The 25,359-nt window shown below is 70.6% G+C and carries 26 protein-coding genes and 1 pseudogene; 15 read left to right on the forward strand and 12 right to left on the reverse strand.

Annotated elements, in window-relative coordinates; translation table 11 throughout:
* The first annotated feature begins 76 nt into the window (after positions 1 to 76).
* Positions 77 to 655, forward strand: coding sequence for a dienelactone hydrolase family protein (locus tag ABZZ20_RS12655; protein ID WP_356869395.1), 579 nt, complete (start codon positions 77 to 79; stop codon positions 653 to 655).
* Positions 656 to 725: 70 nt separating this feature from the next.
* Here ABZZ20_RS12655 and ABZZ20_RS12660 read toward each other — a convergent pair whose 3' ends face one another.
* The 5 genes from ABZZ20_RS12660 to ABZZ20_RS12680 form a co-directional block, all read right to left on the reverse strand.
* Positions 726 to 1,667, reverse strand: coding sequence for a zinc metalloprotease (locus ABZZ20_RS12660; RefSeq protein ID WP_356869448.1), 942 nt, complete (start codon positions 1,665 to 1,667; stop codon positions 726 to 728).
* A gap of 222 nt (positions 1,668 to 1,889) precedes the next feature.
* The gene (locus ABZZ20_RS12665; RefSeq protein WP_356869396.1) at positions 1,890 to 3,554 is read right to left on the reverse strand and encodes an alkaline phosphatase D family protein; all 1,665 of its coding nucleotides are present in this window, start codon (positions 3,552 to 3,554) and stop codon (positions 1,890 to 1,892) included.
* Positions 3,555 to 3,660: 106 nt separating this feature from the next.
* Positions 3,661 to 4,458 carry a thioredoxin domain-containing protein gene (locus tag ABZZ20_RS12670; RefSeq protein ID WP_356869397.1) on the reverse strand — a complete coding sequence of 266 codons (798 nt, stop codon included), beginning with the start codon at positions 4,456 to 4,458 and terminating at the stop codon, positions 3,661 to 3,663.
* Between the two features lie 76 nt (positions 4,459 to 4,534).
* On the reverse strand, positions 4,535 to 5,227 hold the full coding sequence (locus ABZZ20_RS12675; protein WP_356869398.1) for a hypothetical protein: 693 nt from the start codon (positions 5,225 to 5,227) through the stop codon (positions 4,535 to 4,537).
* 61 nt (positions 5,228 to 5,288) lie between these two features.
* On the reverse strand, positions 5,289 to 6,623 hold the full coding sequence (locus tag ABZZ20_RS12680; protein ID WP_356869399.1) for a DUF2252 domain-containing protein: 1,335 nt from the start codon (positions 6,621 to 6,623) through the stop codon (positions 5,289 to 5,291).
* A 155-nt stretch (positions 6,624 to 6,778) separates the two neighbouring features.
* On the opposite strand from ABZZ20_RS12680, the gene dnaE reads away from it, so the two are divergent.
* The gene (gene dnaE / locus ABZZ20_RS12685) at positions 6,779 to 10,321 is read left to right on the forward strand and encodes a DNA polymerase III subunit alpha (protein ID WP_356869400.1); all 3,543 of its coding nucleotides are present in this window, start codon (positions 6,779 to 6,781) and stop codon (positions 10,319 to 10,321) included.
* Between the two features lie 94 nt (positions 10,322 to 10,415).
* On the opposite strand, the gene ABZZ20_RS12690 is transcribed toward dnaE, so the two are convergent.
* Positions 10,416 to 10,583, reverse strand: coding sequence for a hypothetical protein (locus ABZZ20_RS12690; RefSeq protein ID WP_356869401.1), 168 nt, complete (start codon positions 10,581 to 10,583; stop codon positions 10,416 to 10,418).
* Positions 10,584 to 10,795: 212 nt separating this feature from the next.
* Between ABZZ20_RS12690 and ABZZ20_RS12695 the strand changes: the two genes are divergently transcribed.
* From ABZZ20_RS12695 to ABZZ20_RS12710, 4 genes are all read left to right on the forward strand, one after another.
* Entirely contained in the window at positions 10,796 to 12,106 is a 1,311-nt protein-coding gene (locus ABZZ20_RS12695; RefSeq protein ID WP_356869402.1) for an NYN domain-containing protein, read from the forward strand.
* Between the two features lie 95 nt (positions 12,107 to 12,201).
* A complete protein-coding gene (locus tag ABZZ20_RS12700; RefSeq protein ID WP_356869403.1) occupies positions 12,202 to 13,203 on the forward strand; it encodes an ABC transporter ATP-binding protein in 1,002 nt (333 codons plus the stop codon).
* Positions 13,200 to 13,970: an ABC transporter permease gene (locus ABZZ20_RS12705; protein WP_356869404.1), complete on the forward strand. Its 771-nt coding sequence runs from the start codon at positions 13,200 to 13,202 to the stop codon at positions 13,968 to 13,970. The genes ABZZ20_RS12700 and ABZZ20_RS12705 overlap by 4 nt, the downstream gene beginning before the upstream one ends.
* Before the next feature lie 76 nt (positions 13,971 to 14,046).
* Positions 14,047 to 14,715: a DUF2567 domain-containing protein gene (locus tag ABZZ20_RS12710; protein WP_356869405.1), complete on the forward strand. Its 669-nt coding sequence runs from the start codon at positions 14,047 to 14,049 to the stop codon at positions 14,713 to 14,715.
* 49 nt (positions 14,716 to 14,764) lie between these two features.
* On the opposite strand, the gene ybaK is transcribed toward ABZZ20_RS12710, so the two are convergent.
* The 3 genes from ybaK to ABZZ20_RS12725 all read right to left on the reverse strand — a co-directional run bounded on the left by ybaK (position 14,765) and on the right by ABZZ20_RS12725 (position 17,675).
* A complete protein-coding gene (gene ybaK / locus ABZZ20_RS12715; RefSeq protein ID WP_356869406.1) occupies positions 14,765 to 15,256 on the reverse strand; it encodes a Cys-tRNA(Pro) deacylase in 492 nt (163 codons plus the stop codon).
* 16 nt (positions 15,257 to 15,272) lie between these two features.
* Positions 15,273 to 16,013, reverse strand: coding sequence for an LON peptidase substrate-binding domain-containing protein (locus tag ABZZ20_RS12720; protein WP_356869407.1), 741 nt, complete (start codon positions 16,011 to 16,013; stop codon positions 15,273 to 15,275).
* 63 nt (positions 16,014 to 16,076) lie between these two features.
* Positions 16,077 to 17,675, reverse strand: coding sequence for an oxidoreductase (locus tag ABZZ20_RS12725; protein WP_356869408.1), 1,599 nt, complete (start codon positions 17,673 to 17,675; stop codon positions 16,077 to 16,079).
* Positions 17,676 to 17,799: 124 nt separating this feature from the next.
* On the opposite strand from ABZZ20_RS12725, the gene hisD reads away from it, so the two are divergent.
* Genes hisD through ABZZ20_RS12745 form a run of 4 tightly spaced genes read left to right on the forward strand, consistent with a single transcriptional unit; the run spans position 17,800 to position 20,985 of the window.
* Positions 17,800 to 19,122: a histidinol dehydrogenase gene (gene hisD, locus ABZZ20_RS12730; RefSeq protein WP_356869409.1), complete on the forward strand. Its 1,323-nt coding sequence runs from the start codon at positions 17,800 to 17,802 to the stop codon at positions 19,120 to 19,122.
* Complete coding sequence (locus ABZZ20_RS12735) at positions 19,119 to 20,225, forward strand: histidinol-phosphate transaminase (RefSeq protein ID WP_356869410.1); 1,107 nt, start codon at positions 19,119 to 19,121, stop codon at positions 20,223 to 20,225. Before hisD ends, ABZZ20_RS12735 begins: the two co-directional genes overlap by 4 nt.
* Entirely contained in the window at positions 20,222 to 20,815 is a 594-nt protein-coding gene (gene hisB / locus ABZZ20_RS12740) for an imidazoleglycerol-phosphate dehydratase HisB (RefSeq protein ID WP_356869411.1), read from the forward strand. Before ABZZ20_RS12735 ends, hisB begins: the two co-directional genes overlap by 4 nt.
* A 2-nt stretch (positions 20,816 to 20,817) precedes the next feature.
* Positions 20,818 to 20,985, forward strand: a complete 168-nt coding sequence (locus tag ABZZ20_RS12745; RefSeq protein ID WP_356869412.1) for a hypothetical protein — start codon at positions 20,818 to 20,820, stop codon at positions 20,983 to 20,985.
* A 47-nt stretch (positions 20,986 to 21,032) separates the two neighbouring features.
* Here the strand turns inward: ABZZ20_RS12745 and ABZZ20_RS12750 are convergent.
* Positions 21,033 to 21,305 (reverse strand): annotated as a pseudogene (locus tag ABZZ20_RS12750) (zinc ribbon domain-containing protein); the annotation flags it as partial.
* A gap of 54 nt (positions 21,306 to 21,359) precedes the next feature.
* Positions 21,360 to 21,500 (reverse strand): helix-turn-helix domain-containing protein, encoded by a 141-nt coding sequence (locus ABZZ20_RS12755; protein ID WP_356869413.1) that lies wholly within the window; start codon positions 21,498 to 21,500, stop codon positions 21,360 to 21,362.
* A gap of 145 nt (positions 21,501 to 21,645) precedes the next feature.
* Here ABZZ20_RS12755 and hisH point away from each other — a divergent pair, with 145 nt between their 5' ends.
* The 4 genes from hisH to hisF are packed head-to-tail and all read left to right on the forward strand — an operon-like array spanning position 21,646 to position 24,198.
* Positions 21,646 to 22,305, forward strand: a complete 660-nt coding sequence (gene hisH / locus ABZZ20_RS12760) for an imidazole glycerol phosphate synthase subunit HisH (protein ID WP_356869414.1) — start codon at positions 21,646 to 21,648, stop codon at positions 22,303 to 22,305.
* Entirely contained in the window at positions 22,305 to 23,045 is a 741-nt protein-coding gene (gene priA / locus ABZZ20_RS12765) for a bifunctional 1-(5-phosphoribosyl)-5-((5-phosphoribosylamino)methylideneamino)imidazole-4-carboxamide isomerase/phosphoribosylanthranilate isomerase PriA (RefSeq protein WP_356869415.1), read from the forward strand. The genes hisH and priA overlap by 1 nt, the downstream gene beginning before the upstream one ends.
* Positions 23,042 to 23,443 carry a RidA family protein gene (locus tag ABZZ20_RS12770; protein WP_356869416.1) on the forward strand — a complete coding sequence of 134 codons (402 nt, stop codon included), beginning with the start codon at positions 23,042 to 23,044 and terminating at the stop codon, positions 23,441 to 23,443. Before priA ends, ABZZ20_RS12770 begins: the two co-directional genes overlap by 4 nt.
* Entirely contained in the window at positions 23,443 to 24,198 is a 756-nt protein-coding gene (gene hisF / locus ABZZ20_RS12775) for an imidazole glycerol phosphate synthase subunit HisF (protein WP_356869417.1), read from the forward strand. Before ABZZ20_RS12770 ends, hisF begins: the two co-directional genes overlap by 1 nt.
* A gap of 75 nt (positions 24,199 to 24,273) precedes the next feature.
* Here the strand turns inward: hisF and ABZZ20_RS12780 are convergent, their stop codons facing one another.
* Entirely contained in the window at positions 24,274 to 24,906 is a 633-nt protein-coding gene (locus ABZZ20_RS12780; protein WP_356869418.1) for a TIGR03085 family metal-binding protein, read from the reverse strand.
* An 84-nt stretch (positions 24,907 to 24,990) separates the two neighbouring features.
* On the opposite strand from ABZZ20_RS12780, the gene hisI reads away from it, so the two are divergent.
* Positions 24,991 to 25,353: a phosphoribosyl-AMP cyclohydrolase gene (gene hisI / locus ABZZ20_RS12785; RefSeq protein WP_356869419.1), complete on the forward strand. Its 363-nt coding sequence runs from the start codon at positions 24,991 to 24,993 to the stop codon at positions 25,351 to 25,353.
* Positions 25,354 to 25,359 lie beyond the last annotated feature (6 nt).

Raw genomic sequence — 25,359 nt, forward strand, 5'->3', positions numbered from 1 at the left:
TTATGAGGGGGAGGAGTCACGGTCCTCAACGTAACCGGAACGCGGCGTCGGCCCCTCGCATTCGACGAATGGCACGATGGGGGGCATGAACATCATGCTTTTCCATTCGACGTACGGGCTGCGACCCGCGGTGCACGCGGCGGCCGATCGGCTGCGCGCCGCCGGTCACCAGGTCCAGGTGCCGGACCTCTTCGAGGGGCGCACCTTCGAGACCGTCGAGGAGGGCATGGCACACCAGGACGAGATCGGCCGTGACGAGCTGCTCAAACGTGCGGTGCTGGCCTCCGCCCCCTACTCCGACCAGGGTCTGGTCTACGCCGGGTTCTCCTTCGGCGGTTCCGTCGCCCAGCACCTGGCCCTGGCCGACGAGAAGGCGCGCGGGGTGCTGCTCCTGCACGGGACGGCGGACCTGGAGGAGGACACCGTGGTCGACGAGCTGCCGGTGCAGCTGCACATCGCGGACCCGGACCCCTTCGAGCCGCACGACTGGCTGACCGCCTGGTACCTGCGGATGCAGCGTGCGGGTGCGGACGTGGAGGTGCACCGCTACCCGGGCGCCGGGCACCTGTTCACCGATCCGGACCTCGACGATTACGACGCGGAGGCCGCGGAGCAGACGTGGAAGGCCGCGATCGCCTTCCTCGACAGCCTGTAGGGAAAGGGAAACGGCGGGGGGCAGGGCACGCACGCGTGCCCTGCCCCCCGCCGCTCGTTGCGGGCCGTGCTCAGGCGCGGTACGCGGTCCACATGCTCTTCATGCGGGCCACCTGACCCGCCGTGAACTGGTACATGCAGGAGTCGTACGTGTAGTCCATGAAGTTGTGGATCGGGTCGACGCCCGACTTGTTGGTGCAGGTGTCACGGCCGGTCGGGCACTCGAAGGCGGCGCTCTTCTCGGCCGGGGTGTCGGAGACCGAGTCACCGCTGCCCGAGCAGCCGCCCTGGAAGGTGTGGTAGAGGCCGAGCCAGTGGCCGACCTCGTGGGTGCCGGTGTCACCCTCGTTGTAGTTGGTGGCGGAACCGCCCGGCAGCGAGGTGTTGAGGAGGACCACGCCGTCCATCTTGGGCTGGGAGGCGTAGGAGCTCGGGAAGGTCGCCCAGCCGAGCAGGCCGCCGCCCAGGTTGGCGGTGTAGAGGTTGAGCGCGTTCGCGCCGCCCTTGCGCAGGGCGTTCTTCATGTCCTTCTCGGCCTGGGTGCCGTCGGAGACGTTGTACCAGGTGGAGTTGTCCGTGTAGTCGGTGCCGGCCAGGCTGAACTGGAAGCCGGAGTTGACATTGCCGGTGCCCGTGCCGTTGTAGGCCGCGTTGAGGACCGAGATCTGGTTGCTGATGTCCGTGGCGGTCAGCTTGCCGGCAGTGCCGGACGTGATGACGTGGACGTACACCGGGATGGTCGTCGCGGCGGTGGCCTCACCGGCGCGCATCAGCCGCTGCGGGCCCTGGTCGGCGAGCTTCTTCGTCAGGTCGGCGTCCATGGCCTTGACCTGGGTGTCCGTCACCTCGTTGGGGTCGGCCGCGTGCTGGGCCTTCGGGCGGGCGACCCGGGCGTTGGCGGAGGTGCCGGCGTCGGCGCAGGCCTCGGAACCGGTCTTAGCGGCCGCGGCCACGGTGGTGGGGGCCGTGAGCGGGGCGAACGCCAGGGTTCCGGCCAGGACGGCCGTACCCATGAGGCGGCGGCGGAGCAGGGGGGATATGCGGGCAGAGGCGCGCACGTTGACTCCTCGCGAAGCGTGGTGGGGGGTGAGGGTTTTCCTCACGCTGGCGCGAAGCTTATGTGTCCATGACATACATAAAGCAAGCCTTGTAAGTAAAAGATTTGTTGCTTCTGGGTTCGAAGGGGCCCCTGGTCTGCACCAGGAGCCCCTTTTCACAAGAGAATTGACGGAGCGTCAGTTGACGGGCTGGTAGGCCCGCTCCACCTTCTGCGTGCCGTTCAGCGTGCGGTACGAGCGGGCCCACGAGGTGGTGGCGTCCTGCTTCCGCTTGTCCGAGATCACGTAGTAGTCCATCTGGGAACGCTCGGCGGTCACGTCCAGCACTCCGTAGCCGTGCGCGTCCATGTCGAGCCACTTCACGTGCCAGTTGGCGGCCTTGATGGCCGATTCCGCTACCAGCGAGGCAGTGTCCGCCGGCACGTGCAGGAGGTCGTCGATGTTGTCGGAGGTCACCGACGTCACCACGAACTCGGTGGCCGCCGTGCCCGAGCCCGGGTACGTGGCCATGTTCATCGGGACCTCGTTCGCCCACGCCATGTGGATGTCACCGGTCAGGAACACGGTGTTCTTGATCTTGCGGTCCTTGAGGTGGCCCAGCAGCTCCTTGCGGTCGTCCGTGTACCCGTCCCACTGGTCCACGTTGATCGCGAGGCCGCCCTCGGGCAGACCGAGCAGTTTCGCGAGCGGTGCGAGCAGGTGCGCGGGCAGTGAGCCGAAGGCCACCGGGGAGATCATCACCGAGGTGCCGACCAGCTTCCAGGTCGCGTTCGAGTTCGCCAGGCCCGACTTGAGCCAGTCCAGCTGGGCGCGCCCGGTGATGGTGCGCTCCGGGTCGTCCACCGCGCCGCTGCCGACCTTGACCTGCTGCGAGCGGAAGGTGCGCAGGTCCAGCAGGTGCAGGTCGGCCAGTGTGCCGAAGCGCAGCCGCCGGTAGACGGTGCCGGCCGTGGAGGTGCGGACGGGCATCCACTCGAAGTACGCCTGCTTGGCGACGGCTGCGCGGGCCGCCCAGTCGCCCTCGGCGCCCGGCGTGTGGTTCTCCGCGCCGCCCGACCAGGCGTCGTTGGCGAACTCGTGGTCGTCCCAGATGGCGACGATGGGGTGCGCGGCGTGCAGCGCCTGGAGGTCGGCGTCGGTCTTGTAGTTCCCGTGCCGGGTCCGGTAGTCGGCGAGCGTGAGGATCTCGTGCCGCGGCTCGTGCGGGCGTACGACGTACTTCGCCTCGGGGTAGGCGCCGCTCTGGTACTCGTAGACGTAGTCGCCCAGGTGCAGGATCGCGTGCAGGTCGCTGCGCGCCGCCAGGTGGCGGTACGCCGAGAAGTAGCCGGACTCCCAGTTGGCGCAGGAGACCACGCCGAAACGGACCCCGGGCGTGGTCGCGTCGTGGCCCGGGGCGGTCAGGGTGCGGCCGACCGGGGAGACGGCGGCGCCGGCGGTGAACCGGTAGAAGTAGGGGGTCTGCGGTCGCAGTCCGCGCACGTCCGCCTTGACGGTGTGGTCGCAGGCGGCGGTCGCGGTGACGGAGCCGCTCGCGACGATCCGGGAGAAGGCCTTGTCCTCGGCGACTTCCCAGCCGACCGGAGTGGCCGGGCCGATGCCGGAGCCGGGCGCGGCCTCGGGGGTGGGGGTGACGCGGGTCCACAGCAGGATGCCATCGGGCAGCGGATCGCCGGAGGCGACGCCGTGCAGGAAGGCGGGCCCGTTCCCGGCCGCCGATGCGGAGGAGGTGCCCAGGGCGGCCGTCGCGAAGGGGGCGAGGGCGGCCGTGGCCGCCGCGGCCTTGACGACCGTACGACGGCGCGGAGTTGCCGCGGTGGGGGAAGAGAGATGACTGGTCACGGGCAGTCATATTACTGATGGGTATAACCGGCGGTACACCCCTGGGAAAGCAACGGGCGGGCGAACTCTGGGAGTTCGCCCGCCCGTTGGGTCCCGCTGCGACCGATCAGCCGGCGATGGCCTTGTCCACCGAAGCCGTGAAGTCCTCAGGGGTCATCTTCTGGATCTCGACCTTCTTGCCGTCCATCTTCAGCGACGGGGTGCCCGTGACCCCGCTCTTCTCGAAGGTCTTCGACATCTCGATCGCCCACCGGTTGTACGTGCCGTTCTCGACGGCCTTCTTGAACTCGGCGTTGCCCTTGAGCGCCGGCACCTCGTCCGCGATCTTCAGCAGGTAGTCGTCCTTGCTGAACTTGTCGTCCTTCTCCTCCGGGTGGTTCTCCTTGGAGTAGAGCGCCGACTTGTAGTCCAAGAACGCCTCGGGACTGACGTTCAGGGCCGCGCCCAGCGCGCTCAGGGCGTTCTTCGAACCGCTGCCGCTGAAGGCCTTGTCGAGGAAGGTCGCGCCGACGTACTGGAGCTTGTACTTGCCCGCGTCGAGGTCCTTCTTGATCTGCGGGCCGACGCCCTGCTCGAACGTGGAGCAGATCGGGCAGCGCGCGTCCTCGTAGAGTTCGAGGGTCTTCTTGGCGTCGGCCTTGCCTATGACCACGGTGGTGCCGTTCTCGCCCGTGGTGTTCTTCGGCGCGACCAGCTCCGCCTTCGCGGCCTTGTCCCACTCGCCGGGCTGGTTGGCCTGCACGACCGCGTAGCCGATGCCGCCGGCCAGGGCCAGGACGGCGACGACGGCGCCGGCCACGATGAACTGGCGGCGCACCTTGTCCTTCTTGGCCTGCTTCTCGCGCTCGGCACGCAGCCGCTCGCGGGCCGCCGCCTTGTTCGCCTGGCTGTTGCGTGAACTCATGGTGATCTCCGTGGGGTGTGACGGGGGAAGGGGACTGTCCCCCAGCTACCGCTGGGAAGTACCCCCAGTACGGGTGTCAGGCGCGGACGAGCGCGCCGCGTACGGGAGGTCCCCGACGTCCCACGGAATGGGCGGGGAAGCGGGTGCCGGCCCCCGCACCCGCAAGGGTGCGCAGCAGCAGCCGCCGCTGCACCGGGGCGACGGCCACCGCCGCCGAGGCCGCGGCCAGCCGCAGCGGCCGGAACGCGAGGGCGGCAACCGTACGCAGCAGCTGACCCAGGGCCCGCTCCCCGTACCGCAGCCAGGCCGCGGCCAGCAACCCGACCGTGACGTGCGCGGCGAGCAGCAGCCACGGAATCCAGGGGCCGGGCGAGGCGAGCAGGGACACCGCGCCGGGGACCGGCCCGGGCGCCTCGGCCAGCGGCGCGCCCAGCGGCGGCCCGCCGCACAGCTCGTCCAGGCCGAGGGCCCGCAACGGCCCCGCAACGGGCCCGCCGGCCGGGCCGTAACAGACGTGCTGCCCGGTGGTGAAGACGGTGTCGGCGGCCAGCTCCAGCGGTACGAGCAGCCCGGCGATGGGTCCGAAGCCCCGCTCGCGGCCCGCCAGTGCGTAGGCGACCAGGAACACGGCGGCGAAGGCCCCGATCGCCGTCGCGGGCGGCAGCGGGACCCGGGACATCAGGACGTGCGAGCCGGCCGAGAGCAGCACGACGAGTGCGCTGAACAGCGCGGCCCGCAGCCCCCGGAGTCCTGCCCCTGATATGTCCATCGCCGCGAGTGTGCCACGAGTCCCTGTGAAAGCGGGTCCCCGGACCCCCCGGGGCCGGGATCTAAGGCCGGATCCGACCGTTGCGGAACAGATCGACGAAGATCTGGTGGTCGGCGCGGGCCCGGGCGCCGTACGCGTGCGCGAAGTCGACCAGGAGCTCCGCGAAGCCCTCCTCGTCTGCGGCGATCGCCGCGTCGATGGCCCGCTCGGTGGAGAAGGGGACCAGCGTGTGCCCGCTCTCGTCCTCGTCGGCGGACGCGTGCATGGTCGCCGTCGCCCGCCCCAGGTCCGCGACCACGGCCGCGATCTCCTCGGGGTCGTCCAGGTCGGACCAGTCCAGGTCCACCGCGTACGGGGAGACCTCGGCCACCAGCTGACCGGCCCCGTCCAGCTCGGTCCAACCCAGCCACGGGTCGGCGTGCGCCTGCAGGGCCCGCTGGGAGATCACGGTGCGGTGTCCCTCGTGCTGGAAGTAGTCCTGTACCGCCCGGTCGGTGATGTGCCGGGACACGGCCGGGGTCTGGGCCTGCTTGAGGTAGATCACGACGTCGTTCTCCAGGGCGTCGCTGTGCCCCTCCAGCAGGATGTTGTACGAGGGCAGCCCGGCCGAGCCGATCCCGACGCCGCGGCGGCCCACCACGTCCTTGACCCGGTAGGAGTCCGGCCGGACCAGCGACTCGTCGGGCAGGGTCTCCAGGTACCCGTCGAAGGCGGCCAGCACCTTGTAGCGGGTGGCCGCGTCCAGTTCGATGGTGCCTCCGCCGGAGGCGAAGCGGCGCTCGTACTCCCGGATCTCGGTCATCGAGTCCAGCAGGGCGAAGCGGGTGCGGGAGCGGGCCGAGCGCAGGGCGCCCAGCAGCGGGCCCTCGGCGGTGTCCAGGGTGAAGGAGGGCACCTCGTCCTCGTCGCGGGCCTCGCCCCGGACGGCCAGGCGGTGGATCCGCTCCCGGTAGGCGCCCGCGTAGGTCCGCACCAGCTCGCTGATCTGCTCGTCGCTGAACGCCTTGGTGTAGCCGATCAGGGCGACGGAGGCCGCGAACCGCTTGAGGTCCCAGGTGAAGGGGCCGACGTACGCCTCGTCGAAGTCGTTGACGTTGAAGATCAGCCTGCCGTTGGAGTCCATGTAGGTGCCGAAGTTCTCGGCGTGCAGGTCGCCGTGGATCCACACCCGGCCGGTCCGCTCGTCCAGGTAGGGGCCGCCGTGCCGGTCCCGCTCCAGGTCGGCGTAGAAGAGGCAGGCCGTGCCCCGGTAGAAGGCGAACGCAGAGGCCGCCATCTTCCGGAACTTGACCTGGAAGGCGGCTGGGTCGGCAGCGAGGAGCTTACCGAACGCGATGTCGAAGACATCGAGTATCTGTTCGGCGCGCTGCTCGTGCGTCGTCTCGGGAACCGCCATGGCGGGTGCCTCCTGGTGGTGCTGGCCGGATCGTTTTTCGGACACTGTCCTTGGGTCTGCAACGCATGACCGTACCGTTCGGTGCCCCGGATCTGTCACCCGGCCGACGTAGACTTCGAGGCTGCCCCCCTCGTTGCCTCCGGAGGTCTGCCACCGTGACCAAGCCGCCGTTCACGCACCTGCACGTCCACACCCAGTACTCGCTGCTGGACGGTGCCGCGCGGCTCAAGGACATGTTCAACGCGTGCAATGAGATGGGCATGACGCACATCGCCATGTCCGACCACGGCAATCTGCACGGCGCGTACGACTTCTTCCATTCTGCCCAGAAGGCCGGAATCACGCCGATCATCGGCATCGAGGCGTATGTCGCCCCCGAGTCGCGGCGCAACAAGCGACGCATCCAGTGGGGCCAGCCCCACCAGAAACGGGACGACGTGTCCGGTTCTGGTGGTTACACCCACAAGACGATCTGGGCGGCGAACGCCACCGGCCTGCACAACCTCTTCCGGCTGTCCTCCGACGCGTACGCCGAGGGCTGGCTGACCAAGTGGCCGCGCATGGACAAGGAGACCATCAGCAAGTGGTCCGAGGGCCTGATCGCCTCCACCGGCTGCCCCTCCGGTGAGCTCCAGACCCGATTGCGCCTCGGTCAGTTCGACGAGGCCCTCAAGTCGGCCTCCGAGTACCAGGACATCTTCGGCAAGGACCGCTACTTCCTGGAGCTGATGGACCACGGCATCGAGATCGAGCGCCGGGTCCGCGACGGGCTGCTGGAGATCGGCAAGAAGCTCGGCATCCCGCCGCTGGTGACGAACGACTCGCACTACACGTACGCGAGCGAGGCGGGCGCCCACGACGCCCTGCTCTGCATCCAGACCGGCAAGAACCTCTCCGACCCCGATCGGTTCCGGTTCGACGGCTCCGGCTACTACCTGAAGTCCACGGACGAGATGTACGCCATCGACTCCTCGGACGCTTGGCAGGAGGGCTGCGCCAACACGAGGCTGGTCGCGGACCAGATCGACACCGAGGGCATGTTCACGTTCCGGAACCTGATGCCGAAGTTCGACATCCCGGAGGGCTACACCGAGGTCACCTGGTTCCGCGAGGAGACCATGCGCGGCATGCACCGCCGCTACCCCGAGGGCATCCCCGAGGACCGGATGAAGCAGGCCGAGTACGAGATGGACACGATCATCTCGATGGGCTTCCCCGGCTACTTCCTGGTGGTCGCCGACTTCATCATGTGGGCCAAGAACCAGGGCATCGCGGTCGGCCCCGGCCGAGGCTCCGCGGCCGGCTCGATCGTCGCGTACGCCATGGGCATCACCGACCTCGACCCGCTCACCCACGGTCTGATCTTCGAGCGCTTCCTGAACCCCGAGCGCGTCTCCATGCCCGACGTCGACATCGACTTCGACGAGCGCAGGCGCGTCGAGGTGATCCGGTACGTGACCGAGAAGTACGGCGCGGACAAGGTCGCCATGATCGGCACGTACGGCACCATCAAGGCCAAGAACGCGATCAAGGACTCCGCGCGCGTCCTGGGCTACCCGTACGCCATGGGCGACCGCCTCACCAAGGCGATGCCCGCGGACGTCCTCGGCAAGGGCATTCCGCTCTCCGGCATCCTCGACCCGAACCACCCCCGCTACAGCGAAGCGGGCGAGATCCGCTCGATGTACGAGAACGAGCCGGACGTGAAGAAGGTCATCGACACCGCCCGCGGTGTGGAGGGCCTGGTCCGCCAGATGGGCGTGCACGCCGCCGGCGTGATCATGTCCAGCGAGACGATCACCGACCACGTGCCCGTCTGGGTGCGGCACACCGACGGCGTCACCATCACCCAGTGGGACTACCCGAGCTGCGAGTCGCTCGGCCTGCTGAAGATGGACTTCCTGGGCCTGCGCAACCTCACGATCATGGACGACGCCGTCAAGATGGTGAAGGCCAACAAGGGGATCGACATCGATCTCCTGGCCCTGCCGCTCGACGACCCCAAGACCTTCGAACTGCTCGGCCGCGGTGACACCCTCGGCGTCTTCCAGTTCGACGGCGGCCCCATGCGCTCCCTGCTGCGCCTGATGAAGCCCGACAACTTCGAGGACATCTCCGCCGTCTCGGCCCTGTACCGGCCGGGCCCGATGGGCATGAACTCGCACACGAACTACGCCCTGCGCAAGAACAAGCAGCAGGAGATCACCCCGATCCACCCGGATCTGGAGAAGCCCCTCGAAGAGGTGCTCGCGGTCACCTACGGCCTGATCGTCTACCAGGAGCAGGTGCAGAAGGCCGCCCAGATCATCGCCGGGTACTCGCTCGGCGAGGCCGACATCCTGCGCCGCGTCATGGGCAAGAAGAAGCCCGAGGAGCTGGCGAAGAACTTCACCATCTTCCAGGAGGGCGCCCGCAAGAACGGCTACTCCGACCAGGCCATCCAGGCCCTGTGGGACGTCCTGGTCCCCTTCGCCGGCTACGCCTTCAACAAGGCCCACTCGGCCGCGTACGGACTGGTCTCGTACTGGACCGCCTACCTCAAGGCGAACTACCCGGCCGAGTACATGGCCGGCCTCCTCACCTCGGTCAAGGACGACAAGGACAAGTCCGCGATCTACCTGAACGAGTGCCGCCGCATGGGCATCAAGGTGCTCCCGCCGAACGTGAACGAGTCGGAGCCGAACTTCGCCGCCCAGGGCGACGACGTGATCCTCTTCGGCCTCACCGCCGTCCGCAACGTCGGCCAGAACGTCGTCGAGTCGATCATCAAGACCAGGAAGGCCAAGGGGAAGTTCTCCTCCTTCCCCGACTTCCTGGACAAGGTCGAGGCCGTCGTCTGCAACAAGCGCACCGTCGAGTCGCTGATCAAGGCCGGCGCCTTCGACGAGATGGGCCACACCCGCAAGGGCCTGGTCGCCCACCACGAGTCGATGATCGACAACGTGGTCGCGGTCAAGCGCAAGGAGGCCGAGGGACAGTTCGACCTCTTCGGCGGAATGGGGGACGAGGGCGCCGGCGACGAGCCCGGCTTCGGCCTCGACGTCGAGTTCTCCGACGTGGAGTGGGAGAAGTCCTACCTGCTCGCCCAGGAGCGGGAGATGCTCGGCCTCTACGTCTCCGACCATCCGCTCTTCGGCCTGGAGCACGTGCTCTCCGACAAGACCGACGCCGGCATCTCCCAGCTGACCGGCGGCGAACACTCCGACGGCGCCGTCGTCACCATCGGCGGCATCATCTCGGGCCTCCAGCGCAAGATGACCAAGCAGGGCAACGCCTGGGCCATCGCCACCGTCGAGGACCTCGCCGGGTCCATCGAGTGCATGTTCTTCCCCGCGACCTACCAGCTCGTCTCCACCCAGCTGGTCGAGGACACCGTCGTCTTCGTCAAGGGCCGTCTCGACAAGCGGGAAGACGTCCCCCGGCTGGTCGCCATGGAGATGATGGTCCCCGACCTCTCCTCGGCCGGCACGAACGCACCCGTCGTCCTCACCATCCCGACGGTCAAGGTCACTCCTCCGATGGTCACCCGGTTGGGCGAGATCCTTCGCCACCACAAGGGCAACACCGAGGTCCGGATCAAGCTCCAGGGGCCCCGGACGACCACCGTGCTGCGCCTCGACAAGCACCGGGTCCAGCCCGACCCGGCCCTCTTCGGGGACCTCAAGGTGCTCCTCGGGCCGTCCTGCCTGGCTGGATAACGCCGGTCGAACGGACCGTCGGAAGTAGCCGTACGTGAAGAAGGGCGCGCCCAGAGCTCTGGGCGCGCCCTCGTGCGTACGGCTCGCGGCAGCGTCAGTTGTGGCCGAACTTCCGCTGCTTGCCCTTGTGGGCCATGTCCAGCGGACTCGGGGACGGGCTCGGCGACGTGGACGGGGAATCCGCCGAGCTCTTGGCCGGATCCTGCGAGGACGAGCGGTTCTGCGGCTTCTGCGGCTGCTGACGGTTCTTGTTCTTGGCCATGGTGGAGCCTCCGTGAGGGTCTAGGGGCCAGGACCGCCTTCACCCTCACACGGCACCACAAACCGCGCATTTTGGATCTTTACTGCGCGTAGCCGGAACCCCTCCCCACGGGCCGCCGGAAGATCCGCCACGCCGATGATCGAGTTCCGGCCGTCAACACCCTTGCGGTCGGGCAGACTCGGGGAAAACTCAGAGGACCCCCCAGGGAAGAGGTGGAACGCGTGGACCGCTGCGTCGTCCTGGTGGACGCCGGCTACCTGCTGGGCGCCGCCGCCAGCCTTCTCGCAGGGGAGCCCTCCCGCTCCCGCATCACCGTCGACCATGCCGCCCTCATCCAAGGTCTGCGCGAGCGGGCCGAGGCCGACACCGAACAGCCCCTGCTACGCATCTACTGGTTCGACGGGGCGCCCGACCGGGTGCCCCAGCCCGAGCACCGGCGGCTGCGCGTCATGCCCCGCGTGACCGTCCGCCTCGGCGCCCTGACCCGCAGCGACGGCCGCTGGGCGCAGAAGGGCGTGGACGCGGCGATGCACGCCGAGCTCACCGAGCTGGCCCGCAACCGCGCCTGTTCCGACGTCGTCCTGGTCACCGGCGACGGAGACCTGCTGCCCGGCCTGATGTCCGCCAAGGAGCACGGGGTCGCCGTCCACCTCTGGGCCGTCCAAGCCGCCGACGGCGACTACAACCAGTCCGAGGACCTCGTCGCCGAGGCCGACGAACGCCGGGTCCTGGACCGGGCCTGGATCACCCGGGCCGTCCGGGCCAAGGACCTCGCCGGGCTGTGCGCCCCTCCCCCCGCACCCCGCCCAGAGATCGCCGCGATCCTCTCCGCCCCGCTGCCCGAGGCCGCCCTCGCCGAGGCCGCCCGCAGTGCCGGCGGCAACGGCGACACCGGAGCCCCCGCCCCGGCCGAACCCGAGGGGCACGGGGGTGCCCCCGTACCCGCGCCCACCGTCGGGGGCAAGACCGTACCCACGCCCAAGGACCTCGCTGGTTCGCTGCGCGCCCCCGGCCAGCAGCCCGGCCCCCCGGGCGGCCAGGGTGCCGCGCCGCAACCCGCTGGCAGCGCCCTGCGCTGGTCCTCCGACAAGGGGTGGATCGACCGGGCCGGACCGCTCGGGGAACCCGCCGAGACCGCCTCGCTGCCCACCCTCGCCCAGCTCACCAGCGCCGAGCAGCGCTGGGCGGACCGGGAGGAGGACATCACCACCGTCGGCGGCGACCCCTTCGAGGTCGGGCAGGTGTTCGCCAGGCGCTGGATGGAACGCCTCCCCGAGACCGGGCACCTGCAGAAGCTCGCCACCATGTACCCGCGCATCCCGCACCGGATCGACGGGGAGCTGCTGCGCTACGCCGCCCGGTTCGGGCTGCTCGCACACAAGGACGACCAGATCGACGAACACGACCGGTACGCCATCCGGGCCGGGTTCTGGCGGGAGATCGACGTACGCGCAGCCGCGGAACACGTGGCCGGCGCCCCTTCCGCCATGCCCGCGGGACCAGCGGCCCTGGCGGCCGAGTAGGGGTCGGGGGTACCTCCCAGCGGCGGCCGGGGGAAAAGCGCGTAGGCTGCTCCCTCGTGAGTACGGGCACGGCATCAGCGCAACGGAGCACCACAGTGGCCGCGGAAGCGGCCTCGGACGTGGTCTGCGCGGTGCGTGACCTGGTCAAGACGTACCCCGCCGTGCGCGGTCGGCGCGGGGCCCCCGCCCTGCCCGAGACCCGGGCCACCGACGGGATCTCCCTCGACGTCCGGCGCGGTGAGATCTTCGGCCTGCTCGGCCCCAACGGCGCCGGCAAGTCCACCCTGGTCCGTCAGCTCACCGGGCTGATGCGGCCCGACTCGGGCACCGTGACGCTGCTCGGCCACGACCTCGTGCGCCACCCCGAGCGCGCGTCCCGGCTGCTCGCCTACCTGGGGCAGGAGTCCACCGCCCTCGACGAACTCACGGTGGCGCTGGCCGCCGAGACCACGGGCCGGCTGCGCGGCCTGGACGCACGAGCGGCACGCGCCGGGCGGGACGCCGTCCTGGAGGAGCTCGGGCTGACCCCGATCGCCGGGCGACCCCTGAAGAAGCTTTCCGGCGGCCAGCGGCGGCTGGCCTGCTTCGCCGCCGCACTGGTGGGGGAGCGGCCGGTGCTGGTCCTCGACGAACCCACCACCGGTATGGACCCCGTGGCCCGGCGGGCGGTGTGGGCCGCCGTGGACCGGCGGCGCGCCCAGCACGGTGCCACGGTCCTGCTCGTCACGCACAACGTCATGGAGGCCGAGACCGTCCTCGACCGGGTCGCCGTCATCGACCAGGGCCGGGTCGTCGGCTGCGACACGCCCTCCGGGCTGAAGGCCAGGGTCTCCGGCGAGGTCCGGCTGGAGCTGGTGTGGCGGACCGCGCCCCCGCTGGAGGTACCGGAGGTCGCCGGGCTCGCACCGCTGGCCGTCGAATCCGGACGGCGTTGGGCGCTGAGGCTGGCGCCCGACGAGGCGCGCGCCGCGGTGGCCGCGGTGACCGGTGGACCAGCCTTCGCCGCCCTCGACGACTTCACGCTGGCGACTCCGAGCCTGGAGGACGTCTACCTCGCGCTGGGCGGGCGTACGTCGAAGGGTCTGGTGAAGTCGTGAGTGCTGCCGTCGTGGGCGTGCTGGCCCCCCGGGCCCCGCTGTTCCCGTCGCTGGCCGCCGTGTACCGGGCGCAGCTCTCCCGGGCCCGGGTGTCGCGGATCCCGCTGCTGTTCGTGGCCACCTTCCAGTCCGTCGGGATCATGATCCTGATGCGCGGGGTGGTGGACGGGGGCTCGGAGGCCCGGGCCGTGGTCGCGGGTTCGTCCGTACTGGTCGTCGCCTTCGTCGCGCTGAACCTGCTCGCGCAGTACTTCGGGCAGCTGCGGGCGAGCGGCGGGCTGGACCACTACGCCACGCTGCCGGTGCCGCCCGCCTCGGTGGTGCTGGGCGCGGCCGGCGCGTACGCCTCCTTCACGCTGCCGGGCACGCTGGTGACCGCGGTGTTCGGGTGCCTGCTGTTCGGACTGCCGATGAGCGGGCTGTGGATCCTGGTCGCGGTGGTGCCGTTGGCCGGGGCGGCACTGGCGGGGCTGGGCGCGGCACTGGGGCTGCTGGCCCCGCGGCAGGAACTGGCCACACTGGCCGGGCAACTGGGCATGTCGGCGGCGCTGCTGCTGGGGGTGCTGCCGCCCGAGCGGATGCCGGACGTGATCGTGTGGGCCCGGGACCTGTTGCCGTCGACGTACGGGGTGGAGGCGTTCGCGCGGACCTTCGCGCCGCATCCGGACTGGGCCGCGGTCACGGTCGACCTCGGGGTGTGCGCAGCGGTGGCGGTCCTCTCGCTGGCCGTCGCCACGTGGGCGTACCGACGGGCGTCTGTCCGCTGATGCCGGGTCGTGGGCAGCGGTTCGCGGATGCCCCTCCGCTGACGCCGGTGCCGGGCGCACCTGGCACGATGTGGGGGTGACCGAAGCCGTGACCACGCCGTCCCCGTTCGAACCGTCGCTCCCGCACGAGGAGCCGGGCGACTCCACCCGGGCCATCACCCTGGGGGACATCCGCGACGGCGCCGCCGTGGCCCTGGTGATCGGTGTGGCCGGCGTGCTGCTCGGCGCGCTGTGGGCGTGGCTCGCCCCGCGGGCGCAGTACGTGTCCAACGGCGAGGCCGTCTTCCTGCGGAACACCGAGAGCGAGGCCCGGATCGGGGCCGACGCGACGTTCTTCCTGCTGTCGGTGGGGTTCGGCGTGCTGAGCGCGGTGCTCGTCTTCCTGTGGCGGCGCCGTGGCGGAGTCCCGCTGGTCATCGGCCTGGCGGTCGGGTCCGGGTTCGCCGCGTTGGTGGGGTGGCGGCTGGGGCTGTGGCTGGGGCCGACGTCGGACGTGGCCGCCGCCGCGCTGAAGGCGGGCAAGGGGGTGCCGTTCGACGCACCGCTGCAGTTGCTGGCCAACGGCGTGCTGCTGGTCTGGCCGATGGTGGCCCTGGTCGTACACCTCGGGCTGACGGCCCTGTGGTCCCCGTACGACCCCGACCCGGGCGTCTCGTCGGACCGGCCGGGCGGGTACCCGCCGCCGCACGTCCACGCCGGTCCGTCGTCGGACCCGGCCACCGATCCGGGGCCCCCGCGGTCCTGACCCGGTCGTGACCCGGGCCCGCCCCCGGTTCGACCGTCGCTGGGGAGGGCTACGCGCGGGCGATGGGGGCCAAGGTGGCGCCCGTCAGAGCGGCCAGGGTGGCGGGCGCCAGCTCGACCTCCAGGCCCCGGCGACCCGCCGAGACGCAGATCGTGGGGTGGCCCTCCGCCGACGCGTCCACCACCGTGCGCAGGCGCTTGCGCTGCCCCAGCGGCGAAATGCCGCCCAGGACGTAACCCGTGGTGCGCTCCGCCAGGGCCGGTTCGGCCATCACCGCCCGCTTGGCGCCCACTGCGCCGGCCAGGGCCTTCAGGTCCAGGCTGCCCGAGACCGGGACCACCGCCACCGTCAGTACGCCGTCCACGTCCGCGACCAGGGTCTTGAAGACCCGGTCCGCCGGGACGCCGAGCGCCTGCGCCGCCTCCTCGCCGTACGAGGGGTGCGACGGGTCGTGGGCGTAGGCGTGCACCGTGAAGGCGGCCTGCGCGGCCGTCAGTGCCGCGATCGCCGGGGTGCCGGCCGGAGCCTTCTTCTTCGCCATCGGTTCGGGTCCGCCCTCAGTTCTGGCTCGTCGGCGTGCGCGTCAGGTCCACCGCAGGCAGCGACGGGAGGTGGCGGATGACCGCCGTCTCGGCGCGCAACAGCTTCAGCTCCTCCGCGAGGCGGGTCGCGGTGTCCGGCGCCTGGAGCAGGCGCTGCTTCGCCGGGATGTCCAGGACGGCTGCCGCCGCCACCAGGTACGAGACCACCGACGGCTCGTCCGGCAGGTCCTGACTCGACGCCAGGGACCGCTCACGGGCCCCGGCCAGCCGCTTCTGGTAGTTCCGGAAGGCCCGCAGGACCCCCTCCGCCAGCGCGCCCGCGCCGTCGCCCGCTTCCTCCGGGAGTTCCTCCAGCTCCGCCACCAGGTACGGGCCCGAGGCGTCCACCGACAGCAGGCGGACCCGTGCGGTACCGGTCGCGAGGACCTCGAAGCTGCCGTCCTCCCGTTCCCGGATCGTCGCCGCGTCCGCGATGCAGCCCACCCGGTGGAAGGCCTGGATCGGGTCGGCTCCGAAGCCCGCTGTCGGGCCCCGCTCGGGCAGGGCCGTCTGGTCCGGCAGGCCGGGTGCGGTCGGCGCGACCTCCCGGCCGTCGCGGATCGCGACGACCGCGAAGCGGCGCGGTTCTTCGTCGCCCGTCTTCAGCAGTTCCCGCATCATGGCGCGATAACGCTCCTCGAAGACGTTCAGCGGGAGGACGAGTCCCGGGAACAGCACCGAGTTGAGCGGGAAGAGGGGCAGGCGAACGGTGGTCACGAGGCACAGGGTAGTGGCCGCGGGCCCGCGCCCGTCACCTCAGTCGTTCCGCGCCGACGCCCCTCATCCCCGCCTCAGCAGGCGCGAGGCGCCCGCCGCCACCGTCGTCGCCAGGATCCACCCCAGCAGGACGAGGGCGGCCGAGCCCCACTGCCAGTAGCCCTCCATCATCCACTGGCCGTCCTGGCCGAGATCGATGACCGGGAGCAGGAGGTCCAGGGCGTAGAGCGACGGATTCCACTCGGGGTGCTCGTCCGCCTTGATCGCCTGGGGTTCGAGCCGGGCGAAGAGCAGCGCCCCCGCCGCCCACAGCACCGCCATCCACAGGGCGGCCCGGCCCGGCCGGTACCCGTAGGCCACCGTCCAGTCCTGGAGGTACCCCCACGCCTTGAGCGCCGGCGGCAGCGTGGCGCGTCGCCGCCGCTGCTTGGCCAGCAGCACCTCGCGGGCGTCCGCGTCCTCACCGCTGGCGCGCAGGACGGAGGCCAGCCGCTCGTACGGCTCGGGCGAGTACTCCGGGGTGGCCGCCTCCACCCAGGCCAGCCGGCGCACCAGCGGGAAGTGGCCGCGGGGCGCGAGGTTCTCGTAGGCGAACCCCTCGATCGACACCCCGCCCTGGCCGGGCCAGCTCGTAGAGGTGTCGACCAGTTTGACCACCTTCGCCCCGGACAGCACCACCCGCCCCCGCTCCGGCCGCTCGCCGACGAACCGCAGCTCCGGGGTCTGGATCCGGCGCAGCGACACCTCCTGCTCCCCGGTCAGGATGAACCGGGCGCCGTAGAAGTCGACCGCGTCGCCGAAGCGGCCGTCGTCCAGGCGCAGCCCGCCCCGGCACTCGAAGCGCTGGGCGCGCTGTCCGCGGGCGGGTGTCTGGCCGAGGCCGTACGGGGGCGTGGAGGACCCGGAATCGCCGAGGACGTAGTCCAGGGCGATCGAGGTCAGGTACAGGGTCCGCTCGACGGTCAACTGCGGGGCGTTCAGTGCGCGCCGCCCGTACGGGTTGCGCAGGCGGGCCCCGCGCAGGTTCATCGACACGCCGACCTTCGCACCCCGCAGACTCACCTCCCCGTACGTCTCCAGCAGCTCGCCCTGGAAGTCCTGCGCGACCGACATCCCGTCCGCGGCGATCGCCCGGCCCTTGTTGTCCCGCTGCACCACGGCCTGGCTGATCAGCAGGTCGGTGCCGATCTGCGCATCGGTCAGCCGGATGCCGCGGGCCACCCGGCAGCGCGGTAGGTGCAGGTCGCCCTCGGTGTGTAGGCGGGAGGCGTCCAGCCGGGGGATCGCACAGTTGACCAGGCGCAGGGTGCCGAACCGGGTCTCCGACAGCTGGACCTCGCTGTCGAAGCGGCAGGACTGGAGTTCGACGTACGGCTGCACCGTGCCGCCGGACAGGTCCAGGCGCCCGGTAATCCGTACGCCGCGCAGTTTCAGCGAGGCCACCCGGCCCGGAACCGGCGGTGGCCCGTGGAGCAGCAGCAGCGCCACCACCTGGGCACGGACGCTGCGCCGCTCGTCCCAGACCCGGTCACCGTGCGGATCGTCCTCGTCGGCGGCCCGGGCGCTGAGGTCGCAGGTGTTCCCCGTGCGGTACGCCTGCCACATGCGCCGTTCGGGATCGGTGAGATCCGCCAGTTCCTCGTCCGCGCGTGCCTCGGTCATGGCGGCCCCCCTCCGCTGTGCATACGTGTACGGGAACGCTAATCGGCGGCCGTGACGTGCGGGGCGTGTATCAGCCAGTGATACGGGCGGACAGTGGCGGGAAGCGGTCTGAGAGAATTGGGAGGTGATCTCTCGTATCGACCTGCGCGGTGACGCCCTCCCCGAGGGTGGCGCCCTGCGCGATCTGCTGCCCCGTGCCGAGTTCGACGTGGAAGCCGCCCTGGAGAAGGTGCGGCCCATCTGCGAGGACGTCCATCATCGTGGCACGGCGGCACTGATCGAGTACGCGCAGAAGTTTGACGGCGTGCAGTTGGAGCAGGTCAGGGTGCCCGCAGAGGCGCTGCAAACCGCCCTCGACGAGCTCGACCCGGCCGTCCGCGCCGCCCTGGAGGAGTCGATCCGGCGCGCCCGGATAGTGCACCGGAGCCAGCGCCGCACCGAGCACACCACCCAGGTGGTCCCCGGCGGCACCGTGACCGAGAAGTGGGTTCCGGTCGAGCGCGTGGGGCTGTACGCCCCGGGCGGTCGCTCCGTGTACCCGTCCTCCGTCGTCATGAACGTCGTCCCGGCCCAGGAAGCGGGCGTCGAATCGATCGCGCTCGCGTCCCCGCCGCAGAGCGAGTTCGGCGGCCTGCCGCACCCCACGATCCTCGCCGCGTGCGCCCTGCTCGGCGTGGACGAGGTGTACGCGGCCGGCGGCGCGGTGGCCGTCGCGATGTTCGCGTACGGCACCGAGGACTGCCTGCCCGTGAACATGGTGACCGGCCCCGGCAACATCTGGGTCGCCGCCGCCAAGCGCTACTTCACCGGACGGATCGGCATCGACACCGAGGCCGGCCCGACCGAGATCGCGGTGCTCGCGGACTCCACCGCCGACCCGGTGCACGTCGCCGCCGACCTGATCAGCCAGGCCGAGCACGACCCGTTGGCCGCCGCCGTGCTCGTCACGGACTCCGAGGAGCTCGCGGCGGCCGTGGAGAAGGAGCTGGCGCCGCAGGTCGCGGCGACCAAGCACGTCGAGGACCGGATCAAGCCGGCGCTCGCGGGCAAGCAGTCCGCGATCGTGCTGGTCGACGACCTGGAGGACGGCCTCAAGGTCGTGGACGCCTACGGCGCCGAGCACCTGGAGATCCAGACCGCCGACTCCGCGGCCCTGGCCGCCCGGGTGCGCAACGCCGGCGCGATCTTCGTCGGCCCGTGGGCCCCGGTCTCGCTCGGCGACTACTGCGCCGGGTCGAACCACGTGCTGCCCACCGGCGGCTGCGCCTGCCACTCCTCCGGCCTGTCCGTACAGTCCTTCCTGCGCGGCATCCACATCGTCGACTACACCCGGGACGCCCTCGCCGAGGTCACCCACCACGTGGTGACGCTGGCCGAGGCCGAGGACCTGCCCGCGCACGGCGCCGCCCTCAAGGCGCGCTTCGGGTGGAAGGTGCCGAGCGCGTGACCGGGATCGACGACCTCCCCATCCGGGACGAGCTGCGCGGCAAGAGCCCGTACGGCGCCCCCCAGCTCGACGTGCCCGTCCAGCTGAACACCAACGAGAACCCCTACGAGCTCCCCGAGGAGCTGGTGCAACGCATCGCCGAGCGCGTCGCGCAGGCCGCCCGCACCCTCAACCGCTACCCTGACCGGGACGCGGTCGAGCTGCGCACCGCACTGGCCGCCTACCTCACCCGTACCGGCAAGCACCCGGTGGCGCGGGAGAACGTATGGGCCGCCAACGGCTCCAACGAGGTCATCCAGCAGCTGCTTCAGACCTTCGGCGGACCCGGCCGCACCGCGATCGGCTTCGAGCCCTCGTACTCGATGCACGCCCTGATCGCCCGCGGCACCGGGACGGGTTGGATCTCCGGCCCGCGGCGGGACGACTTCACCATCGACCTCGCGGCGGCCGAGCAGGCCATCGCCGAGAACGCCCCCGACGTCGTCTTCATCACCTCGCCCAACAACCCCACGGGTACCGCGGTCGAGGCGGAGACGGTCCTCGCCCTGTACGAGGCCGCGCAGGCGGCCAAGCCCTCCCTGGTGGTCGTGGACGAGGCGTACGTCGAATTCAGCCACCGGGACTCCCTCCTCCCGCTGATCGAGGGCCGCCCGAACCTGGTGGTCTCCCGGACCATGTCGAAGGCCTTCGGCGCCGCCGGCCTGCGCCTGGGCTACCTGGCGGCGCACCCGGCCGTGGTCGACGCCGTGCAGCTCGTACGCCTGCCGTACCATCTGTCGGCCGTCACCCAGGCGACCGCGCTGGCCGCCCTGGAGTACACCGACACCCTGCTCGGTTACGTCGAGCAGCTCAAGGCCGAGCGGGACCGCCTCGTGGCCGAACTGCGGGCGATCGGCTACGAGGTCACCGAGTCCGACGCGAACTTCATCCAGTTCGGGAAGTTCGAGGACTCCCACACCGCCTGGCAGAAGATCCTCGATCGAGGCGTCCTGGTCAGGGACAACGGCGTACCGGGCTGGCTGCGGGTCACCGCCGGCACTCCGGCCGAGAACGACGCGTTCCTGGAAGCGGTTCGCGCACTGAAGAAGGAGCAGCACGCATGAGCCGCATCGGACGGGTCGAACGGACCACGAAGGAGACCTCGGTCGTCGTCGAGATAAACCTCGACGGCACCGGCAAGGTCGACGTCTCGACGGGCGTGGGCTTCTACGACCACATGCTCGACCAGCTCGGCCGCCACGGCCTCTTCGACCTCACGGTCAAGACCGACGGTGACCTGCACATCGACAGCCACCACACCATCGAGGACACCGCGCTCGCCCTCGGTGCCGCGTTCAAGCAGGCCCTCGGCGACAAGGTGGGCATCTACCGCTTCGGCAACTGCACCGTCCCGCTGGACGAGTCCCTCGCCCAGGTGACCGTGGACCTGTCCGGCCGCCCGTACCTCGTGCACTCCGAGCCCGAGAACATGGCGCCGATGATCGGCGCGTACGACACGACGATGACCCGGCACATCCTCGAATCCTTCGTCGCGCAGGCGCAGATCGCCCTGCACGTCCACGTCCCGTACGGCCGCAACGCCCACCACATCGTGGAATGCCAGTTCAAGGCCCTCGCCCGGGCCCTGCGGTACGCCGCCGAGTTCGACCCGCGCGCTGCCGGAATCCTGCCCTCCACGAAGGGTGCCCTCTAGCCGTGAACGGCCTGAACAGCATTCTGATCGTCCTCGGCCTGTTCCTGGCCGGGGGCGTCTACTCCTTCCACAAGCAGCAGATGCCCAAGTCGGTCGTCATCCTGCTCGCCATCGGCTCCGCGATGTGTCTGGCCGCCGGAGTCCTGCGGATCCAAGGAATCTGGGATTGACCTCTCCCCCCCGCGACGGGGGGAGATCCCACCCTTGCGGGTGGGGTTTCCTGCTTCACCACGGACCGCCCCGACCGAGAGGAGGACTCCCGATGAGGTCTTACACCCGCTCCACAGGCAGCAACCGCCAGCCCGGCGGCCAGAAGATTCATCGCCGCGTTCCCGTCCCGGTCATGGGTCGTCCTGCAGCTCTCGCACGTCCATTCACGGACGGTCAGCCGCATCTTGCGGGCCATGGTTCCACAGGCCGAGCACAGGTGTGTGCTGGGGAACCACCGGTCGACGGTGATCAGCTCGCGTCCGTACCAGGCCGTCTTGTACTACGCGGTGAGCATGGCCGACGTCTGGCCGTAGTCCATACGGTTCTGGCGGGTTCAGACATCCCCGCGGGCGGCCAGGGCCAGGTTGTAGACCTTCCGGACACACCCGAACGTCCGCGACAGCTCGGCTGCCTGCGCGTCGGTCGGATAGAAGCGGTATTTGAACGCACGCTTCACCGGAAGAGAATTTCCCACGCCCCGGACGCTAGGGGCGGTCACGATCCGAACACAAGTACAGGTCACGGCATTACACAGTGGCACCGCCCCTGGGCGCGGTTCCGAACTGCGGATGCCTTCCCTACCCGGCCGAAGCCGGGAGTTTTCACGCAAGGAGGTTGGGATGAGCGCCGCTAGTCCCGCCAGACCAACCAAGACGGTCGTCGTCTTCGACTACGGCTTCGGCAACGTCCGCTCCGCCGAACGCGCCCTCGCGCGCGTCGGTGCGGACGTCGAGATCACCCGCGACTACGACAAGGCGATGGACGCCGACGGCCTCCTCGTCCCCGGAGTCGGTGCCTTCTCCGCCTGCATGCAGGGCCTCAAGGACGTCCGCGGTGACTGGATCATCGGCCGCCGCCTCTCCGGCGGCCGTCCGGTCATGGGCATCTGCGTGGGCATGCAGATCCTCTTCGAGCGCGGCATCGAGCACGGCGTGGAGACCGAAGGCCTCGACGAGTGGCCCGGCACCGTCGAGCCGCTGCGCGCCCCGATCGTCCCCCACATGGGCTGGAACACCGTGGACGCCCCGGCCGACAGCCAGGCCTTCGCCGGTCTGGACGCCGACGCCCGCTTCTACTTCGTGCACTCGTACGCGGTGCGCTCCTGGAACCTGGAGGTCACCAACCCGGTGATCCGCGCCCCCAAGGTCACCTGGGCCACCCACGGCGAGCGCTTCGTCGCGGCGGTGGAGAACGGGGCCCTGTGGGCCACCCAGTTCCACCCCGAGAAGTCCGGCGACGCCGGAGCCCAGCTCCTCACCAACTGGATCGAGACCCTGTGATGACTCAGACGCCGAAGACGCTTGAGCTCCTTCCCGCCGTCGACGTCCGCGACGGCCAGGCCGTTCGCCTCGTGCACGGGGTGTCCGGCAGCGAGACCTCCTACGGCTCCCCGCTCCAGGCGGCGCTCGCCTGGCAGGGCTCCGGCGCCGAATGGCTGCACCTGGTCGACCTCGACGCCGCGTTCGGCACCGGCGACAACCGCGCCCTGGTCGCCGAGATCACCGGTGCCATGGACATCAAGGTCGAACTGTCCGGCGGCATCCGTGACGACGCCTCGCTCGCCGCGGCCCTCGCCACCGGCTGCACCCGCGTCAACTTGGGCACCGCCGCCCTGGAGACCCCCGAGTGGGCCGCCAAGGCCATCGCCGAGCACGGCGACAAGATCGCGGTCGGGCTCGACGTACGCGGCACGACCCTCAAGGGCCGTGGCTGGACCAGCGAAGGCGGGGACCTCTACGAGACCCTCGCGCGACTGGACTCCGAGGGCTGCGCCCGGTACGTCGTCACCGACATCGGCAAGGACGGTACGCTGACCGGCCCCAACCTGGAGCTGCTCCGCAACGTGTGCGCCGCCACGGACCGGCCGGTCGTGGCCTCCGGCGGCGTCTCCTCGCTGGACGACCTGCGGGCACTGTCCGAGCTGGTGCCGCTGGGCGTCGAGGGCGCGATCGTGGGCAAGGCCCTGTACGCCGAGGCCTTCACCCTGGAAGAGGCCCTCCGGGTGGTGTCCGGTTCATGAGCAGTGCAGGTGGGATCCGCCGCTACTCCTCCGGCGGTCCGTGGGAGGAGGCCGTGGGCTACTCCCGTGCCGTCGAGCTGCCGAACGGGCTGGTCCTCGTCTCCGGCTGCGCCTCCGTCGTCGACGGCAAGATCGTGGCCGGCGGCCCCTACGAACAGACCGTCAACTCCTTCCGCGTCGCCTTCGACGCGCTGGAGCAGGCGGGGCTGGGAGCGGAGCACGTCGTCCGCACCCGCATGTACATCACCCACGCGCGGGACGTGGAGGACGTGGGCCGCGCCCACAAGGAGCTCTTCGACTCCGTCCGCCCCGCCGCCTCCATGATCATCGTGTCCGGCTTCATCGACCCAAGCCTGGTCGTCGAGGTCGAGGTAGAAGCCTTCCGAGGGGAGTCCTGATGTCGCTCGCCGTACGAGTGATCCCCTGCCTGGACGTGGACAACGGCCGCGTCGTCAAGGGCGTCAACTTCCAGAACCTGCGGGACGCCGGTGACCCGGTGGAGATGGCCAAGCTGTACGACGCCGAGGGCGCCGACGAGCTGACCTTCCTCGACATCACCGCGTCGTCCGGGAACCGTGAGACCACGTACGACGTGGTGCGGCGGACCGCCGAGCAGGTCTTCATCCCGCTGACCGTGGGCGGCGGCGTCCGTACCGCGGACGACGTGGACAAGCTGCTGCGGGCGGGCGCGGACAAGGTCGGCGTGAACACCGCCGCCATCGCCCGGCCCGAGCTGATCCAGGAGATCGCGGAGCGCTTCGGACGGCAGGTGCTGGTGCTCTCGGTCGACGCCCGGCGCACGCCCACCGGCTCCTTCGAGGTCACCACGCACGGCGGACGCCGGGGCACCGGCATGGACGCCGTCGAGTGGGCGCACCGGGCGGCCGAACTGGGCGCCGGGGAGATCCTGTTGAACTCGATGGACGCCGACGGCACCAAGGACGGCTATGACACCGAGATGATCGCGGCCGTGCGCAAGCACGTCACGGTGCCGGTGATCGCCTCGGGCGGCGCGGGCCGGCTGGAGCACTTCCCCCCGGCGATCGCGGCCGGCGCCGACGCGGTGCTCGCGGCATCCGTGTTCCACTTCGGCGACCTGCGGATCGGGCAGGTCAAGGACGCGCTGCGGGCAGCCGGCCACCCGGTGCGCTGAGCCCCTCCCGGGGTCGGGGTGAACGGGGGCCGGAACGCGGAACGCGGAACGCCCACGGTCACCCCGCCCCGGGGTTCAGATGCCCAGCTTCGCCGTCGTCAGCTGGGCGATGGCCTCCTTCGGGCCGTCCAGTTCCACCGCCGCCGCGTCCTGGCGCCCGAAGCAGAACAGCGTCAGCTCGCCCGGCTCTCCGGTGACCGTGACCACCGGCGTCCCCTTGTGCGCCACGGCCGTCTGGCCGTTCGGGCGGCGCAGCACCAGACCCACCGGGGAGCGGCGGCCCGTTAGGCGGGCCAGCTTCTCCAGGCGCGACCACAGGGCGTCCGAGAACACCGGGTCGAGCTGGCGCGGAGACCAGTCCGGCTGGGCGCGCCGGACGTCCTCCGCGTGTACGAAGAACTCCACCGCGTTCGCCGCCTCGTCGATCTGCTTCAGCGAGTACGGCGACAGCTTCGGCGGGCCGGTCCGGATCAGCTGGATCAGTTCCTCGTACGGCTTGGCCGCGTACTCGGCCATCGCCCTGTCCAGCCGGTCCTTCAGGACGTTCAGCAGGAGACCTGCCGCCGCGTCCGGGCGACGCTCCCGGACCACCACGTGCGCCGCCAGCTCCCGGGTCCGCCAGCCGTCGCACAGCGTCGGCGCCTGCGGCCCCGCCGCCTCCAACAGGTCCGCCAGCAGCAGGCGTTCACGCTTCGCATGGGTAGACATGGGGGCCAGCCTACGGCCGGAACCCGCCCCGTGCCCGCTCATCAGGCGGACAGTGATCCATCGCAGGGCCCTTCTCGCGGCACAATGGCCCCCATGAGTACGTCCTCCCTCGACCCCGCCATCGCCGCCCGGCTCAAGCGCTCCGCCGACGGCCTCGTACCGGCCATCGCCCAGCAGTACGACACTGGAGAGGTGCTCATGCTCGGCTGGATGGACGACGAGGCGCTGCACCGCACCTTGACCACCGGACGCTGCACGTACTGGTCCCGCAGCCGCCAGGAGTACTGGGTGAAGGGGGACACTTCCGGCCACTTCCAGCACGTGAAGTCGGTCGCCCTCGATTGCGACGCCGACACCCTGCTGGTCAAGGTCGACCAGGTCGGCGCCGCCTGCCACACGGGTGCCCGCACGTGCTTCGACGCCGATGTCCTTCTGCTGGCCGAATAGGTAGGT

This window comes from Streptomyces sp. NPDC006430 (genome assembly GCF_040612395.1).
Taxonomy (GTDB): domain Bacteria; phylum Actinomycetota; class Actinomycetes; order Streptomycetales; family Streptomycetaceae; genus Streptomyces.